Genomic DNA, 15,344 nt, shown 5'->3' on the forward strand with positions numbered 1-15,344 from the left:
CCATGGACGCGCCGCCCGGTGGAGCCGGCTCGCCGGGCGCCGCCGCGTCGGCCGTTCCGGTGCCGACGGCCGCCGGCCCGCCCGCGCCGGATGGGCTGCCGCGCCGGGTGCACGTGGGGTACGCGCTCGGGTCGCTGGCCACCGGCGCGTTCGGCACCGTGCCCGGGCTGCTCCTGCTGCCCTACCTGACCGACACCCTCGGGGTCGCGGCGGGCGTGGCCGCCCTGCTGGTGCTCCTGCCGAAGGCGTGGGACGTGTTGGTCAACCCGGTCGCCGGCCGGATCTCCGACCGCACCCGGTCGCGCTGGGGCGCCCGCCGGCCTTACCTGCTGGGCGCCGGGGTGGCGCTCGGTGTGCTCTTCGCCGCCATCTTCGCCGCGCCGTTCGGGACCGGGCCGGCCGCCGGGGCGTACGTCGCCGTCGCGTTCCTCGCCACCGCCACCGCGTTCGCCTTCTTCCAGGTGCCGTACGTGGCGATGCCGGCCGAGCTGACCGGCGACTACGCGGAACGTACGCGGCTGATGAGCTGGCGGATCGCGGTGCTGGCGCTGGCCATCCTCGTCTCCGGCGCGGTGGCCCCGCTGGTGCGCGACGCGGGCGGCGGGGGCGTCCCGGGGCACCGCTGGATGGGGCTCTTCGTCGCCGGGCTGATCGTGGCCGGCGCGCTCGGGGCGTTCCTCGGCACCCGGTCCGCCCCCGAGGGCACGGTGGGGGAGAGCGAGCCGACGCTGCGCGCCCAACTCGCCGTCGCCGGGCGCAACCGGCCGTTCCGGGCGCTGCTGCTCTGCTTCGTGGTGCAGTCCGCCGGGGTGGCCACCATCCTCGCCGGGGTCAACTACTTCGCCGACCAGATCCTGCGCGATCCCGAGGGCGGGCCGACCGTGTTGTTCGCCTGCTTCGTCGGGCCGGCGCTGCTGGTGATGCCGGCCTGGGCCCGGGTCGGCGCGCGGGTCGGCAAGCTCGCCGCCCTGGTCGCCGCGTCGCTGATCTTCGCGGCGGGCGCGCTGGCCCTGGCCGCCTCGCCGGTGCTGCCGGCAGCGGCGGTCTACCTCCTGGTCGCGCTGGTCGGCGTCGGGTACGCGGGCCAGCAGGTCTTCGCCCTCGCCATGCTCCCGGACTGCATCGCGTACGACACGGCGCGCACCGGCCGGCGGCAGGCCGGCGTGTTCACCGGCCTCTGGACGGCGGGGGAGACCCTCGGGCTGGCCCTGGGGCCGGGCATCTTCGGCCTGGTGCTCCAGCTCGGCGGCTACGTCTCCTCCGACACCGGCACCGCCGCCGCCCAGTCCGACGGCGCCCGGCTCGGCATCCTGATCGGCTTCACCGTCCTCCCCGCACTCCTGGTGGCCCTGGCCGTCCTCCTGCTCCGCCCCTACGACCTGACCCCCGCCCGCCTGGCCGAGGCCGACGCCGCCCACCCCACCGGTCCCGCGGTGGTGGCGGGCGACGAGAGCCGCAGGCCGTCGACCCCGCCGGGCTCGCCGACGACCGGGGCGAGCCGCACCCACGGAAAGGGCACCACGAACCCATGATCGACGAGAGGCCGGGCGGGAGCGCGCTGCCCGGGAACGGGCTGCCCGTCGCGCGGGTGCTGGCCGAGCTGCGGGCGCTGCGAAGCGCCGACCGGCCCACGCACGGGGGACGGCTCTTCGCGTACGTCTACGACCCGGCGGTGCCGGGGCTGGACGAGCTGGCCGCCGCCGCGCACGCCGGGAGCGCGCACGTCAACGGGCTCGACCCGACCGCCTTCCCGTCGCTGCTGGCGATGGAGAACGCGCTGGTGGGCGCGGCGGCCCGGCTGCTCGGCGGCGGCCCGGGCGGCGCCGCGCCGGACGCCGTCGGCAGCGTCACCAGCGGCGGGACGGAGTCGCTGATCCTGGCCGTGAAGGCCGCCCGGGACGCCCACCCGGAGATCGCCGCGCCCCGGATCGTGGTGCCGGCCAGCGCGCACGCCGCGTTCGCCAAGGCGGCCCACTACCTGCGGGTCGCGCTGGACCGGGTGCCCGTGTCGGCGGCCACGCTCCGGCCGGCCGTCGCCGACGTGGCGGCCGCCATCGGCCCGGACACGGTGCTCGTGGCCTGCTCCGCCCCCTCGTACGCGCACGGCGTGGTCGACCCGGTCACCGAGATCGCCGGGGCCGCCGCCGAGGCCGGGGTGCGCTGCCACGTCGACGCCTGCTTCGGCGGCTGGACCCTGCCGTACCTGCGGCGGCTCGGGGTGGACGTGCCGCCGTTCGACTTCGCCGTCGCCGGGGTCACCTCGATCTCGGTCGACCTGCACAAGTACGCGTACGCCCCGAAGGGCGTGTCGGTGCTGCTGCACCGCGACCCGGCGCTGCGCGCCCCGCAGTACTTCGCGTACGCGGACTGGCCCGGCTACACGATGGTCAACCCGGTCATCGCCTCGACCCGCTCCGGCGGCCCGATCGCCGCCGCGTACGCCACCCTGCGGCACCTCGGCGACGACGGCTACCTGCGGCTCGCGGCGGAGACGCGGGACGCCGTGGCCGGGCTGGCCGACGCCGTCCGCGCGGTCGACGGGCTGCGGCTGACGGCCGAGCCGGAGTCGACCGTCGTCTGCTTCACCGCCACCGACCCGGGGCTGGACCTCTTCGTCCTGGTCGACGAGCTGACCGCGCGGGGCTGGCACACCCAGCCCCAGCTCGCGTACGCCGACCTGCCGCCGAGCGTGCACCTGACCGTGACCGCCGCGGTGGCGCCCCGGGTGGCCGAGTTCGGCCCGGCCCTGGCCGACGCGGTGGCCGCCGCCCGGGCGTCCGGCCCGGTCGCGCTCCCCGGCGAGCTGCTCGCCCTCGCCACCACGCTGACCCCCGACGCGCTCACCCCGGACCTGGTCGCCGGCCTGGCCGCGGGGCTGGGCCTGGGCGGCCCGGCCCCGACCGGCGCGGACGCCCCGGCGAGCCCGGGGCCGATGGCGGCGGTGAACACCCTGCTCAACGCCGCGCCGCCCGCGCTGCGGGAACGGCTGCTCGTGGAGTTCGTCGGCCTGCTGCAACGCCCGGCCTGGTGAGCGACGGCGGCGCCGGTGTCGGACGCCGCCGCCCAGCCCGAGCGAGCGGTCGGCGTCGCCGGGGGCTGTGGTTGACTGGTGGCGGGCCAAGGGAAGGGGGCGGTCGTGCAGGTGCCGGGAGTGCTCGGCGAGCCGATCCGGTTCGTGCTGAACTGGGGCCGTCGCTACTCGCTCTGGGTCTTCAACTTCGGCCTGGCCTGCTGTGCCATCGAGTTCATCGCCACCAGCATGGGCCGGCACGACTTCATGCGGCTCGGCGTGATCCCCTTCGCGCACGGCCCCCGGCAGGCCGACCTCATGGTGGTCTCCGGGACGGTCACCGACAAGATGGCCCCTGCGATCAAGCGGCTCTACGACCAGATGCCCGAGCCGAAGTACGTGATCTCGTTCGGCGCCTGCTCCAACTGCGGCGGCCCCTACTGGGACTCCTACTCGGTGACCAAGGGCGTCGACCAGCTCATCCCGGTCGACGTCTACGTGCCCGGCTGCCCGCCCCGGCCCGAGGCGCTGCTGCACGGCATCCTGCGCCTTCAGGAGAAGATCGCCGCCGAGCAGTCCGGGATCGGCGGGGTGCCCCGGCCGGACGCGCTCGCCGCGCCGGTCGACGCCCCGCCCGCCGACGCCGGGTCCACCAACGCGGTCCCGCGCTCGGCGGAGTCGCTGACCGCCCCGCCGGTCCGCCCGCCCACCCGCTGAGGCGCGTCCCCGCCGCACCCGCTGAGGCGCGTCCCCGCTCCGCCCACCCGCGTCCCCGCCCCCGTCCCGACCCGACCGTCGGGCCCGGGGAGGGGCGGTCGGTCGGAGGAAACCCGGAGTGGTCGGCGGGGGCTAGCCTGCGCACCATGAGTCAGTCCGCGGACCAGCGTTCCGCCCACATCGTCCACGTGCTCACCGAGGAGTTCGGCGAGTCGATGGCGCTCGACCCGGCCGCCTTCCGGCGCAAGTTCCGCAAGATGGCCGCGTCGCCGTTCGCCTTCTACCGGGGCAGCGCCTCGCTGTTCTACGCCGACCAGCTCGGCGACTTCGCCGACGACCGGTTCCTCGACGAGCGGACCAGCCGGGTGTGGATCCACGGCGACCTGCACGCAGAGAACTTCGGCACCTACATGAACGCCTCCGGGCGGCTCGTGTTCAACGTCAACGACTTCGACGAGGCGTACGTCGGGCCGTTCAGCTGGGACCTGAAGCGCCTGGCGGCCAGCGTGGCCCTGCTCGGCTACGCCAAGGCGCTCTCCGACCGGGCGATCAGCGACCTGGTCGCCGGCTTCGCCGGGTCGTACCTGACGGAGCTGCGGGCCATCGCCGCCGGCGGCGACGACGCGATCGGCTCGATCACCCTGGACAACGCCGACGGGGTGCTGCGCCGCGTGCTCCAGCAGGCCCGGCTCAACACCCGGGTCGACCTGCTCGCCACGCAGACCACCATCGACAACTACGAGCGGCGGTTCTCCCTCGGCGACGGCGTCTTCGAGGTCGACGGCGAGACCCGGGCGAAGGTGTGCGCCGCGTTCGAGGAGTACCTCGGCACGCTGCCGGCCTCCTCGGCCCGGCTGCGCCCGGTGGCGACGCACATCAAGGACGTGGTGCTGCGCAAGGGGGTGGGCATCGGCTCGGCCGGGCTGCCGTCGTACAACCTGCTGCTGGAGGGGCACACCGAGGCGCTGGAGAACGACGTCGTCATCTACATGAAGCAGGCCCAGGTGCCGGCGGTCGCCCGGCACATCGCCGACGAGTCGATCGCAAGCTACTTCCAGCACCAGGGGCACCGCACCGCCGAGTCGCAGCGGGCGCTCCAGGCGCACGCCGACCCGTGGCTGGGCTTCACCGAGCTGGACGGGGCCGGCCAGCTCGTCGCCGAGGTCTCCCCGTACGCGGCCGACCTCGACTGGGCCGACGTGAACGAGCCGGAGGAACTGGCCGGGGTGCTGGCCGACCTGGGCCGGGCGGTCGCCCGCATGCACTCGGTCGCCGACGACGAGTCGAGCCACGACCTGGTGGACTACTCCACCGAGGAGGCCATCGTGGCGGCGGTGGACGCCGACGAGGCGGGTTTCGTCGCACACCTCGTCGACTTCGCCCACGCGTACGGGGTGCGGGCCCGGCAGGACCACCAGCTCTTCGTCGACCTGTTCCGCAACGGCCGGCTGCCCGGCCTCTGAGCGGCGTCAGGAGGCGAACTCCAGCACCACCTTGATGTCGTCCGGTTCGGAGGTGTACGCCTCGGCGTACGCCTCCACCGGCACCCGGCGGGTGATCAGCGAGCCGAGCCACGACTGGTCGGCGCGGGTCAGCGCCTCGGCGGCCAGGTCCCAGTGACGCCGGTTGGCGTTCACCGACCCGAACACCACGTTGTTCTCCAGCACCAGGGCGCGGTTGAGCGCCCCCGCGTCGAAGTCGATGGTCCGCCCGCCGCTGGACACCCCGGTCAGGCAGACGATGCCGGTCGGCCCGGCCTGGCACATCACGTCCAGGACGACGACCGGCGCCCCGGTGCACTCCAGCACCACGTCCGGTGCGAAGCCCAGTTCGCTGACCGTCACGGTGTGGTAGGTCGCCCCGAGCGCCCGGACCAGCTCCGGCTTCGGCCCGGTGGTGTTGCGGTCCAGCACGTGCACGGCGAGCCCACGCTGCGTGGCCAGCAACGCGGCCAGCAGGCCGATCGGCCCGGCCCCGGTGACCAGCACGGTCTGCGGCTGCCACTCGGCGCGGGCGCCGATCCGCTCGATGTGGTCCCATGCCTTCGCCACCACGCTGGTCGGCTCCAGCAGCATGCCGACCGGGGCGAGGGCCCGGTCCAGCCCGACGGCGAACCGGGGTTGCAGCCGCCACCGGTCCCGGGCGAAGCCGGGCAGCGCCTTGATGCCGTGCTCGGTGAACTGCCCGTTGCGGCACATGTCCCACTCGCCGACCGCGCAGTTCGGGCAGGGCACCGGGTCGGGGTGCCGGACGATGCCGGCCACCAGGTCGCCGGGTTGCAGGGTGCCGGACGGGTCCTCCAGCACCCGGCCCAGCGACTCGTGCCCCAGCACCAGCCGGTCCGCGCCGGGCGGCGCCTCGCCGTACTCGCCCGCGATGATCTCGTGGTCGGTGCCGCAGATCCCGACCGACAGCGCCTCGACCAGGATCGAGCCCTCCTCGGGCGACGGCTCGGGATGGTCCTCCACCAGCCGCAGGGAGTTGGCGACACCAGGGGTGACAGTCACAGCACGCACGGCCTCATCTTTCCCCGCCGGCCGGCCCGCCGCCGGGCAAAGCGGCCAGATCACCGCGAACCGGTGGACCGCCCGCCGTCCGGAGACGGCCAACAGCCGGGCCGGCGGGGCCGTGGCTCGGTCCGGTGGGGCGCGTCGGCGCCTCGGCTCGCTCTGGTGGGGCACGTGGGGGCCTCGGCTCGCTCGGGCGGGCCCTGCGGGAGAGGCCCTAGGATCAGCGGCATGACTCCGGAAGAGGTCGGCCAGCGGATGGTCGCGCTGCTCGCGCCCGCCGAGGCCACCCCGTCGGTCTCCGGCGGTCAGGCGCACGCCCGCGCCACCGTCGACGTACCCCCGGCGAACTGGCCGGACGCGCTCCGCGCGGCCCGCGACGACGCGGAGCTGGCCTGCGACTTCTTCGACTGGCTCTCCGCCGTCGACGAGCTGGCCGGCGGCTTCGACGTGGTGGCGCACCTCTGGTCCACCACCCGCCGGCACGGGCTCCTCCTGCGCACCCGCGTGCCCCGAGAGGCGCCGGCCGTCGCCTCGGTGGTCGACGTCTACCCGGGCGCCGCCTGGCACGAGCGGGAGACGCACGAGATGTTCGGCATCGACTTCCCCGGCCACGCCGGGCTGGCGCCGCTGCTGCTGCCGCCCGAGTTCGAGGGACACCCGCTGCGCAAGGAGTTCGTGCTCGCCTCGCGGGTGGCCAAGCCGTGGCCCGGCGCCAAGGAACCGGGCGAGTCCGAGGCCGGGGGCGGGCGCCGACCGATCCGCCCGCCGGGCGTGCCCGCGCCGGGGGAGTGGGGGACGACACCGACCCCGGCCGGCGCGGGCGGTGCCGGCGAGGGCCCGCGCGGCGGCGTCCCGGCCCGCCCGGCCCGGGAGCGGCCCGCCCGGCCGGCCCCGGCGGCCCGTCCGGCCCGTACCGCCCGGCCCGCCGGCGCCGCCGACGGCCCCGCGCCGACCGACCCGACCGCCGCCGACGGTCCGGGGGCTGCCGCCCCGACCGACGCCGGTCCGCTGCCCGGCGCGCCCGGCGGTCGCGGCGCGGGGGCCGCCCGCTCCGGACCGCCGGCCGACCGGCCGTCCGAGCAGGGGCCGGCCGCGACCGAGCGGGCCGACGACGGAGGTACGCCCTGATGCCGCTGTGGTTGGAGCTGGTGATCCGGGTGGGCGGCGTGCTCGTCGCCTTCCTGACCCTGCCGCTGCTGGTCGGCCAGGCCGAGCACAAGGTGATGGCGCACATGCAGGGCCGGCTCGGCCCGATGTACGCGGGCGGCTTCCACGGCTGGGCCCAGCTCGTCGCCGACGGCGTGAAGTTCGTGCAGAAGGAGGACGTCACGCCCCGGGAGGCGGACCGGGCGGTCTTCCGGCTCGCCCCGGCGGTCGCGCTCGTGCCCTACCTGCTGGTCCTGCTGGTGATCCCCCTCGGCCCGGACGACCTGGTCGGGCAGCCGCTGGACATCGGCCTGTTCTTCGTGCTGGCCGTCGTCGGGGTGGGCGTGCTGGCGGTGCTGATGTCGGCGTGGGCGTCGGCCAACAAGTACAGCCTGCTCGGCGGGCTGCGGGGGGCGGCCCAGCTGCTCGGCTACGAACTGCCGCTGGTGCTGGCCGCCGCGTCGGTGGCGATGGCCGCCGGCACGCTGAGCCTCTCCGGCATCGTCGAGGCGTGGCAGCCCTGGTGGCTGCTCTGGCAGGCCCCCGCCATGGTCGTCTTCTTCCTCGCCGGGCTCGCCGAGATCCGCCGCCCGCCGTTCGACATGCCGGTCGCCGACTCGGAGCTGGTCTTCGGCTACATGACGGAGTACACGGGCCTGCGGTTCGCCTTCTTCCTGCTCGCCGAGTACGTCGGCATCGTGGTGATCGCGGCGCTCACCACCGTGCTCTTCCTCGGCGGCTGGCAGGGGCCCTTCGCCGACGCGCAACTCGGTTGGCTGTGGACCCTGCTGAAGGTCTTCGCCGTCTCCTTCGTGATCATCTGGCTCCGGGTGTCCTACCCCCGTCTGCGCGAGGACCAGCTCCAGCGCCTCTGCTGGCTGGTCCTGGTCCCCGTCTCCCTGGGCCAGCTCGTCCTCACCGCCGCCGTCCGCGTCGCGCTGTAAGGAAGGGCACCTTCCTAACGTATCCGGTATAGGAAGGGCCCCTTTCTTACACCTTGGGCGGGCCGGGTGCCGGCTCAGCGCAGGGGGGTGTGGTTGGGGTCGACCCGCTCCGCCGGCGGGGGCGGCGGGGGCGGGGTGCCGTCGCCGAAGGGGTGTCCGCCGAGGGCCTCCCGGCCGTGCGGGGTGAGCCAGTTCGCCAGGTCAGGGCCGAGCGGCACCACGCCGGTCGGGTTGATGTCGCGGTGCACCTCGTAGTAGTGCCGCTTGATGTGGTCGAAGTCGACCGTGTCGCCGAAGCCGGGGGTCTGGAACAGGTCCCGGGCGTACGCCCAGAGCACCGGCATCTCCGTCAGCTTGCTGCGGTTGCACTTGAAGTGGCCGTGGTAGACCGGGTCGAAGCGGGTCAGCGTGGTGAACAGCCGGATGTCGGCCTCGGTGATGGTGTCGCCGACCAGGTAGCGCTGCCCGGCCAGCCGGTCGCTCAGCCAGTCCAGCCGGTCGAAGAGCCGGTGGTACGCCTTCTCGTACGCCCCCTGGTCACCGGCGAAGCCGCACCGGTAGACGCCGTTGTTGACGTCCCGGAACAGGATCGCGCTCATCTCGTCGATCTCGTCCCGCAGCCGCTCCGGGTAGAGGTCGGGCGCGCCCGTTCGGTGGTACGCCGTCCACTCGGTGGACAGGTCGAGGCTCATCTGGCCGAAGTCGTTGGTGACCACCTGCCCGGTCGGCACGTCCACGATCGCCGGCACGGTGATGCCCCGCTCGTAGCCGGGGAACCGCGCGAAGTACGCCTCGGCCAGCCGCTCGATGCCGAGCACCGGGTCGCGTCCGCCCGGGTCCAGGTCGAACGTCCAGCTCCGCTTGTCGTGGGTCGGGCCGGCCACCGCCATCGAGATCGCGTCCTCCAGGCCGAGCAGCCGCCGGACGATGATCAGCCGGTTCGCCCACGGGCAGGCGCGGCTGACGGCCAGCCGGTACCGGCCGGGCTGCGCCGGCCAGCCGTCCCGGCCGTCGGCGGTGATCCGGGTGGCGATGTACCGCTGGTCCCGGGTGAACTCGCCGCCCGGCTCGACGTACCTGCCGCCGGTCCGCATCAACACCTCGTCGCCGCCGGTCGCCCCGCCACCAACGCTGCCGCCTGCGGTGGTGTCGCCCACGCCCGCCCCTTCCGCCGTCGCCTGTCGCTCGTCCCATCATGGCGGTTCCGCCGCCCGTCGGCGTACCGAGCGCAAACCCTCGGCCGCCCGCCGGCCTGTCAAGCGGCAACCCTCCGCCGTCCGCCGGGCTCTGGCCGGCCGGCGTCCGGGTCGGGCCGCGCGGCCGGCGGTTACGCTGCCGCGATGACCGATGTGGAGGCGACGGCCCGGCGCTTCGTCGCCGACGTGTGGAACGCCGCACGGGAGGAGTCCGCGTACGAGCTGGTCGCGCCGGGGTGCCCGGGGCTGGGCGGTGCCGGCCCGGAGGCGACGCTGGCGTGGCACCGGGAACGCCGTGCCGCCTTCCCCGACCTGCGCTACAAGATCGTGGACGTGGTGGCCGCCGGGAACCGGGTGGCGGTGCGCTGGCGGGCGGCCGGCACCCAGGTCGGCCGGTTCGGGCCGGTGCCGCCGACCGGACAGGTGGTCAGCTACTCGGGGGCGACTTTCCTGCGCTTCGACGACGCCGGCCGGATCGTCGACGTGTGGAGCTGCAACGAGCTGTTCCAGCTCCTCCAGCAGCTCGGCGTCGAGATGCTCCCGCCCGCGCCCGGCGGCGTCGGCGGAATCGGGGCGTGATCCGGCTGGGCGGCGAGTCGTAGCGCGACGGGTGGCGGTACGCCGGTCAACCCCGGGTGGTGGTCGCGCGCGCGGGGGCCACAGGGCAGGATGGTCGGCATGACCGACCGCAGCGAGCGCAGCGAGCCGGGCGGCGCCGGCCCAGATCGTGGCCTGCCGGGCGCGGGCCTGGTCAAGGGGCTCGCGGTCACGCTGAAGACGATGACCCGCCGCTCGACCACCCAGCAGTACCCGGACGTCGCCCCCGAGCTGCCGCCCCGCTCGCGCGGGGTGATCGCGCTGCTGGAGGAGAACTGCACGGTCTGCATGCTCTGCGCGCGGGAGTGCCCGGACTGGTGCATCTACATCGACTCTCACAAGGAGGAGGTGGCGGTGCCCGGCGCCGCCCGCCCCCGCCAGCGCAACGTGCTCGACCGGTTCGACATCGACTTCTCGCTCTGCATGTACTGCGGCATCTGCGTGGAGGTCTGCCCCTTCGACGCGCTCTACTGGTCGCCCGAGTTCGAGTACGCCGAGTACGACATCAAGGACCTGCTGCACGACAAGGACCACCTCGGGCAGTGGATGGGCACCGTGCCGCCGCCGCCCGCGCACGACCCGAACGGCGAGCCGGCCAAGGAGGAGACCACCGCCGCGCGCAAGGCCGCGGTCCCGGCGGCCCCCGCCGCCCGTCCCGCCGCCCCGCCCGTACGCCCCGAGCCCGGGGCCGACGCATGACCGGTGCGGACGTGCTGCTGCTCGCCCTCGGTGCGGTGGCGGTCGGTTCGGGGGTGCTGGTGGTGGCCACCCGGCACCTGGTGCGGGCCGGCCTCTACCTGGTGGTCTGCCTCGGCGCGCTGGCCGGGATGTACCTGGTGCTCACCGCCGAGCTGGTGGCCTGGGTGCAGGTGTTGATCTACGTCGGCGCGGTGGTGGTGCTGCTGTTGTTCGCGGTGATGCTCACCCGCGCCCCGATCGGCGCCTCCGACGACCTGGACCGGCCCGGTTGGCCCGCGGCGCTGATCGGCGGCGGCACCGGGCTGGGCCTGTCGGCCCTGCTGGTCGACGCCTACCGCTGGACGGCCGTGGACCTGCCCGACGCGGGCACCGCCGAACGCCTGGGCGACCAGATCTTCCGGAGCTGGGTGCTCCCGTTCGAGGTGCTCTCGGTGCTGCTGCTGGCGGCCCTGGTCGGCGCGATCGTGCTGTCCCGCCCCGACATCGGCCGGCCGAAGGCCGACGGGCCGGGCACCGTCCGGCCTGGCGGGCGGCCGGGCACGGCGACGACCCGAGCCGCCGGTGGCGGGCAGCCGGGGACGGCGACCACCGGGAGCGGTCCGGGCGGCGACGGCGGGCGGTCGCGGTGAGGCCGGTCATCCCGTACGTCACCGCCGCGCTGCTGTTCGGCCTCGGCGTCTACGGCGTGCTGCGCCGGCGCAACGCGGTGCTGGTGCTGATGGCCGTCGAGCTGATGCTCAACGCGGTCAACCTGATCCTGGTCACCGCCGACACCACCGTGCGGGCGCAGTTGCCGCACGGCGGGCAGGTCTTCGCGCTCTTCGTGATCGTGCTGGCCGCCGCCGAGATCGGGGTCGGCCTGGCGATCGTGCTCCAGCTCTACCGGCTCCGGGCCAGCGTCGCCGTCGACGAGGTCCCGCTGACCGAGCGTCCGCCGGCCGAACGCCCAACCGGGCCGGCCGTGGCCGGGGTGGCCGCCGGGACCGACGCCCGGCCCGGGTCCGCCGACCGTCCGGAGGGGGAACGGTGAGCACGACCACGACGCTCGGCGCGCTGCTGCCGGCCGTACCGCTGGTCGCGGGTCTGCTCGGCCTGCTGCTGCCGCCCTCGCCGCGCGACGCCGGGACCGGTGGCGACAGGGCCCGCCGGGCGGCGATCGCGCTCGGCGTGGCGGGTGCGGCCGGTGCGCTGGCGCTCGCCGTCGCCCTGCTGGTCACCCTCGACCGGCCGGAGGAGGCGTCCACCACCTGGGTCGACCTGGGCGGGCTGACCGTGACCCTCGGGGTCCGGCTCGACCCGGCCGCCGCGCTGGTGGCCGTCGCGGTCGCCGCGGTGGCCCTGGCCGTGCAGGTCTACTCGATCGGCTACCTGCGCCGGGGCCCGCACGACGACGTCGACGCCGACCACCGCTACCCGCCGTACGCGGCGCAGATCAGCCTCTTCACCGCCGCCATGCTGCTGGTGGTGGTCGCCGGTGACCTGATCCTGCTGCTGGTCGGCTGGGAGGTGATGGGCATCTGCTCCTACCTGCTCATCGCCCACGACCGCCGGCTGCCCGAGGCGCCGGCCGCCGCGATGAAGGCGTTCCTGGTGACCCGCGTCGGCGACGTCGGCTTCCTGCTCGGCATCGCGCTGCTGGGCGTGTCGGCCGGCAGCTTCCGGATCGCCGACGTGCTCGCCCACGACCACGGCACCGGCACGCTGACCGCCGCCTGCCTGCTGCTGCTCGCCGGGGTGGCCGGCAAGAGCGCCCAGTTCCCGCTGCACACCTGGCTGCCGGACGCGATGGCCGGCCCGACGCCGATCTCGGCGCTGATCCACGCCGCCACCATGGTCGCCGCCGGCGTGTACGCGGTGACCCGCCTCTACCCGCTGTTCGAGGCGGCCCCGGTCGCGCTGGCCGTGCTGGGCGTCATGGCCTCGGTCACCCTGCTGCTCGGCGCGCTCGCCGCCACCGCGCAGGACGACCTCAAGCGGGTGCTGGCCTGGTCGACGGTCTCCCAGATCGGCTACATGACCGGCGCGCTGGCGGTCGGCTCGACTCCCGCCGCGCTGTTCCACCTGCTCACGCACGCCGCGTTCAAGGCGCTGCTCTTCCTCGCCGCCGGCGCGGTGATCCACGCGGTCGGCACCACGCTGATGTCCCGGATGGGTGGGCTGCGGCGCGCCATGCCGGTCACCTTCTGGTGCACCGTGGTCGGCCTGGGCGCCCTGGCCGGGCTGCCGCCGCTGTCGGGCTTCTGGAGCAAGGACGGCGTGCTCGCCGCCGCCCAGGAGGCCGCCCTGCACGGCGCGGGCCCGGCCCCGTCCTGGGTGGGCTGGCTGGTCTGGCTCGCCGGGCTGGTCGGCGTCGCGGTCACCGCCTGGTACGCCACCCGCCTGCTGCTGCGCACCTTCTTCGGCGAGACGCGGATCCCGCTGGCCCACCCGCACGACCCGCCCGCCGTGATGCGCTGGCCGGTGCTGCTGCTCGCCGTGCCGGCCGCGCTGCTCGGCCTCGCCGGTTTCGGCTGGGCCTTCGCCCGCCGGCTGCTGCTCACGCCCACCGCCGGCGCGCCGGCCGGGGAGCACGCCCTGATCCACGTCGGCCCGGAACTGCTGCTGCCGCTGGCGCTGCTGGCCGTCGGGGCGGGGCTGGCCTGGCTGCGCTGGCGGCGGGACCCGGCCGCCGACCCGGCGGCCGCGCTGGGTCCGCTCCGGCCGGTGTTCGCCGCCGCGTTCCGGCTCGACGACGTCCAGCGTGCCCTGGTCGTACGCCCGACGACCGCGTTGGCCCGGGCGACGCGTACGGCCGACGAGGTGGTGGTGGACGGCGTGGTCGAGGGCAGCGGCCGGGCCGCGCTCGGCCTCGGCGGCGGGCTGGCGGCGCTGCACCGGGCGGCGCTGCCGCGCGCGGCCGCCGGCGTCCTCGCCGGCGCGCTGCTGATCGGCCTGGCCGCCGCCCTGATCGGAGTGACCGCATGAGCTTCGGGGAGTTTCTGCTGGTCGCGGTGCTGGCGCTGCCGGCGCTGGGCGCGCTCGCGGTGGCCGCGACGCCCCGGGACCGGGCGGCCCGGGCGCTCGGCACGGTCGTCGCCGGGCTGACCCTGGTGGCCACCGCGCTGCTCTTCCTCGGCGACCGGACGTGGTCCACCTACACGTCCGGCACCCCCGCGGTACGCCCCTGGCATCAGGTCGACCTGCCCTGGGTGCCCGGGCTGGACCTGCGCTTCCACCTCGGGGTGGACGGCATCTCCTGGCCACTGGTCGTGCTGACGGCCCTGCTCACCCTGCTCTGCTGCGCCTACACCCTGTGGCGGGTGCCCGAGGGCGGCAGCGGGCGGGCGCTGGTGGCGCTGCTGCTGGTCGTCGAGGTCGGCATCCTCGGCACCTTCCTCGCCCTCGACCTCGTGCTGTTCTTCGTGTTCTTCGAGGTCGTCCTCCTGCCGATGTACGCGATCATCGCCGGCTGGGGCGGCGTGGACCGGCGGCGGGCGGCCCGCAAGTTCGCCCTCTACACGCTCCTCGGCTCGGTGCTGCTGCTGGTCGGCGTCTACACGGTGGTGGCCGCCGCCGGCACCGCCGACATCGTGGCGCTCACCGGCGGGTCCGGGCTGTCCCGGGGCACCCAGCTCGCCGCGTTCACCCTGCTGGCGCTGGCGTTCGCGGTGAAGAGCCCGCTCTGGCCGCTGCACTCCTGGCTGCCCGACGCGCACACCCAGGCGCCCACCGTCGGCAGCGTCGTCCTCGCCGGGGTGCTGCTCAAGATCGGCACGTACGGGCTGATCCGGATCGCGGTGCCGGTGGCGCCGGAGGGCGCCCGCTGGGCCGCTCCGGTGCTCGGCGTGCTCGCGGTCGCGGCGATCCTGGTCGGATCGCTGGTCTGCCTCGCGCAGCGCGAGCTGAAGCGGCTGATCGCGTACTCCAGCGTGGGGCACATGGGCTTCGTGCTGCTCGGGGTCGCCACGCTCACCACCACCGGCATCCAGGCGGCCCTGATCGGCAACATCGCGCACGGGGTGATCACCGGCCTGCTGTTCTTCCTTGCCGGCGCGGTCAAGGACCGTACGCACACCGGGGCGCTCGCCGAGCTGTCCGGGCTGCGCGAGACCTCGCCCCGGCTCGCCGGGCTGCTCGGCTTCGCCGCCGTCGCCTCGCTCGGCCTGCCCGGGCTCGCCGGCTTCTGGGGCGAGGCGTTCGCGGTGGTGGCCGCCGTCGAGGTCGGCGGGGCGCTCTGGACCACGCTGGGCGTGCTGGCCGCGATCGGCGGGGCGCTCACCGCGGCGTACTTCCTGCGGCTGCTGCGGCAGGTCACGCACGGGCGGCCCAGCGCGGCGGTCGGGCGGCTGACCCCGGGCCTGGCCGGCGCGGAACTGGCCGCGTGGGCGCCGCTGGTGCTGCTGGCGCTCGCGGTCGGTCTGGCCCCGACCCTGGTGCTCGGCCTCGCCGAGGCCCCGGTGGACGCCCTGGTGGAGGTGCTGCGATGAGCGAGCCCGGCCGGCGGAACGGACGCGGCGAGGTGGCGGCATGAGCGAGCGGAGCGAGC

13 protein-coding genes and 1 pseudogene are annotated in these 15,344 nt (G+C 75.4%); 12 read left to right on the top strand and 2 right to left on the bottom strand.

Annotated features, from left to right (window positions below; translation table 11 throughout):
* Positions 1–2 precede the first annotated feature (2 nt).
* From ACFY23_RS15675 to ACFY23_RS15690, 4 genes are all read left to right on the top strand, one after another.
* A complete protein-coding gene (locus tag ACFY23_RS15675) occupies positions 3–1,532 on the top strand; it encodes an MFS transporter (RefSeq protein WP_350684834.1) in 1,530 nt (509 codons plus the stop codon).
* Positions 1,529–3,031 (top strand): aminotransferase class V-fold PLP-dependent enzyme, encoded by a 1,503-nt coding sequence (locus ACFY23_RS15680; RefSeq protein WP_350684835.1) that lies wholly within the window; start codon positions 1,529–1,531, stop codon positions 3,029–3,031. The genes ACFY23_RS15675 and ACFY23_RS15680 overlap by 4 nt, the downstream gene beginning before the upstream one ends.
* A 105-nt stretch (positions 3,032–3,136) precedes the next feature.
* Positions 3,137–3,727, top strand: coding sequence for an NADH-quinone oxidoreductase subunit B family protein (locus tag ACFY23_RS15685; RefSeq protein WP_350684836.1), 591 nt, complete (start codon positions 3,137–3,139; stop codon positions 3,725–3,727).
* 146 nt (positions 3,728–3,873) lie between these two features.
* Entirely contained in the window at positions 3,874–5,190 is a 1,317-nt protein-coding gene (locus ACFY23_RS15690; RefSeq protein ID WP_350684837.1) for a DUF2252 domain-containing protein, read from the top strand.
* A 6-nt stretch (positions 5,191–5,196) separates the two neighbouring features.
* On the opposite strand, the gene ACFY23_RS15695 is transcribed toward ACFY23_RS15690, so the two are convergent.
* Positions 5,197–6,243: a glucose 1-dehydrogenase gene (locus ACFY23_RS15695; protein WP_350684838.1), complete on the bottom strand. Its 1,047-nt coding sequence runs from the start codon at positions 6,241–6,243 to the stop codon at positions 5,197–5,199.
* Between the two features lie 222 nt (positions 6,244–6,465).
* On the opposite strand from ACFY23_RS15695, the pseudogene ACFY23_RS15700 reads away from it, so the two are divergent.
* Both ACFY23_RS15700 and ACFY23_RS15705 read left to right on the top strand, forming a co-directional pair.
* Positions 6,466–7,065 (top strand): annotated as a pseudogene (locus ACFY23_RS15700) (NADH-quinone oxidoreductase subunit C); the annotation flags it as partial.
* A 299-nt stretch (positions 7,066–7,364) separates the two neighbouring features.
* Positions 7,365–8,327, top strand: coding sequence for a complex I subunit 1 family protein (locus tag ACFY23_RS15705; RefSeq protein WP_350818982.1), 963 nt, complete (start codon positions 7,365–7,367; stop codon positions 8,325–8,327).
* Between the two features lie 74 nt (positions 8,328–8,401).
* On the opposite strand, the gene ACFY23_RS15710 is transcribed toward ACFY23_RS15705, so the two are convergent.
* Positions 8,402–9,421, bottom strand: a complete 1,020-nt coding sequence (locus tag ACFY23_RS15710) for a glutathione S-transferase C-terminal domain-containing protein (protein ID WP_350685031.1) — start codon at positions 9,419–9,421, stop codon at positions 8,402–8,404.
* Positions 9,422–9,667: 246 nt separating this feature from the next.
* Here ACFY23_RS15710 and ACFY23_RS15715 point away from each other — a divergent pair, with 246 nt between their 5' ends.
* The 6 genes from ACFY23_RS15715 (at position 9,668) to ACFY23_RS15740 (ending at position 15,285) form a co-directional block, all read left to right on the top strand.
* A complete protein-coding gene (locus tag ACFY23_RS15715; protein WP_350685018.1) occupies positions 9,668–10,102 on the top strand; it encodes an ester cyclase in 435 nt (144 codons plus the stop codon).
* Positions 10,103–10,192: 90 nt separating this feature from the next.
* Positions 10,193–10,819, top strand: coding sequence for an NADH-quinone oxidoreductase subunit I (locus tag ACFY23_RS15720; protein WP_350685019.1), 627 nt, complete (start codon positions 10,193–10,195; stop codon positions 10,817–10,819).
* A complete protein-coding gene (locus tag ACFY23_RS15725; protein WP_350685020.1) occupies positions 10,816–11,448 on the top strand; it encodes an NADH-quinone oxidoreductase subunit J in 633 nt (210 codons plus the stop codon). Before ACFY23_RS15720 ends, ACFY23_RS15725 begins: the two co-directional genes overlap by 4 nt.
* Positions 11,445–11,849: an NADH-quinone oxidoreductase subunit NuoK gene (nuoK, locus tag ACFY23_RS15730; protein ID WP_350685021.1), complete on the top strand. Its 405-nt coding sequence runs from the start codon at positions 11,445–11,447 to the stop codon at positions 11,847–11,849. The genes ACFY23_RS15725 and nuoK overlap by 4 nt, the downstream gene beginning before the upstream one ends.
* Positions 11,846–13,783 carry an NADH-quinone oxidoreductase subunit L gene (locus ACFY23_RS15735; RefSeq protein ID WP_350685022.1) on the top strand — a complete coding sequence of 646 codons (1,938 nt, stop codon included), beginning with the start codon at positions 11,846–11,848 and terminating at the stop codon, positions 13,781–13,783. Before nuoK ends, ACFY23_RS15735 begins: the two co-directional genes overlap by 4 nt.
* Complete coding sequence (locus tag ACFY23_RS15740; RefSeq protein WP_350685023.1) at positions 13,780–15,285, top strand: NADH-quinone oxidoreductase subunit M; 1,506 nt, start codon at positions 13,780–13,782, stop codon at positions 15,283–15,285. Before ACFY23_RS15735 ends, ACFY23_RS15740 begins: the two co-directional genes overlap by 4 nt.
* The last annotated feature ends 59 nt before the right edge of the window (positions 15,286–15,344 follow it).

The organism is Micromonospora sp. NPDC000121 (genome assembly GCF_042899165.1).
Taxonomy (GTDB): Bacteria; Actinomycetota; Actinomycetes; order Mycobacteriales; family Micromonosporaceae; genus Micromonospora.

Coding starts and splice junctions, on each gene's coding strand:
- ACFY23_RS15675 (WP_350684834.1), top strand. CDS start 3: ATGGACGCGCCGCCCGGTGGAGCCGGCTCGCCGGGCGCCGCCGCGTCG.
- ACFY23_RS15680 (WP_350684835.1), top strand. CDS start 1,529: ATGATCGACGAGAGGCCGGGCGGGAGCGCGCTGCCCGGGAACGGGCTG.
- ACFY23_RS15690 (WP_350684837.1), top strand. CDS start 3,874: ATGAGTCAGTCCGCGGACCAGCGTTCCGCCCACATCGTCCACGTGCTC.
- ACFY23_RS15705 (WP_350818982.1), top strand. CDS start 7,365: ATGCCGCTGTGGTTGGAGCTGGTGATCCGGGTGGGCGGCGTGCTCGTC.
- ACFY23_RS15710 (WP_350685031.1), bottom strand. CDS start 9,421: ATGCGGACCGGCGGCAGGTACGTCGAGCCGGGCGGCGAGTTCACCCGG.
- ACFY23_RS15715 (WP_350685018.1), top strand. CDS start 9,668: ATGACCGATGTGGAGGCGACGGCCCGGCGCTTCGTCGCCGACGTGTGG.
- ACFY23_RS15720 (WP_350685019.1), top strand. CDS start 10,193: ATGGTCGGCATGACCGACCGCAGCGAGCGCAGCGAGCCGGGCGGCGCC.
- ACFY23_RS15725 (WP_350685020.1), top strand. CDS start 10,816: ATGACCGGTGCGGACGTGCTGCTGCTCGCCCTCGGTGCGGTGGCGGTC.
- ACFY23_RS15740 (WP_350685023.1), top strand. CDS start 13,780: ATGAGCTTCGGGGAGTTTCTGCTGGTCGCGGTGCTGGCGCTGCCGGCG.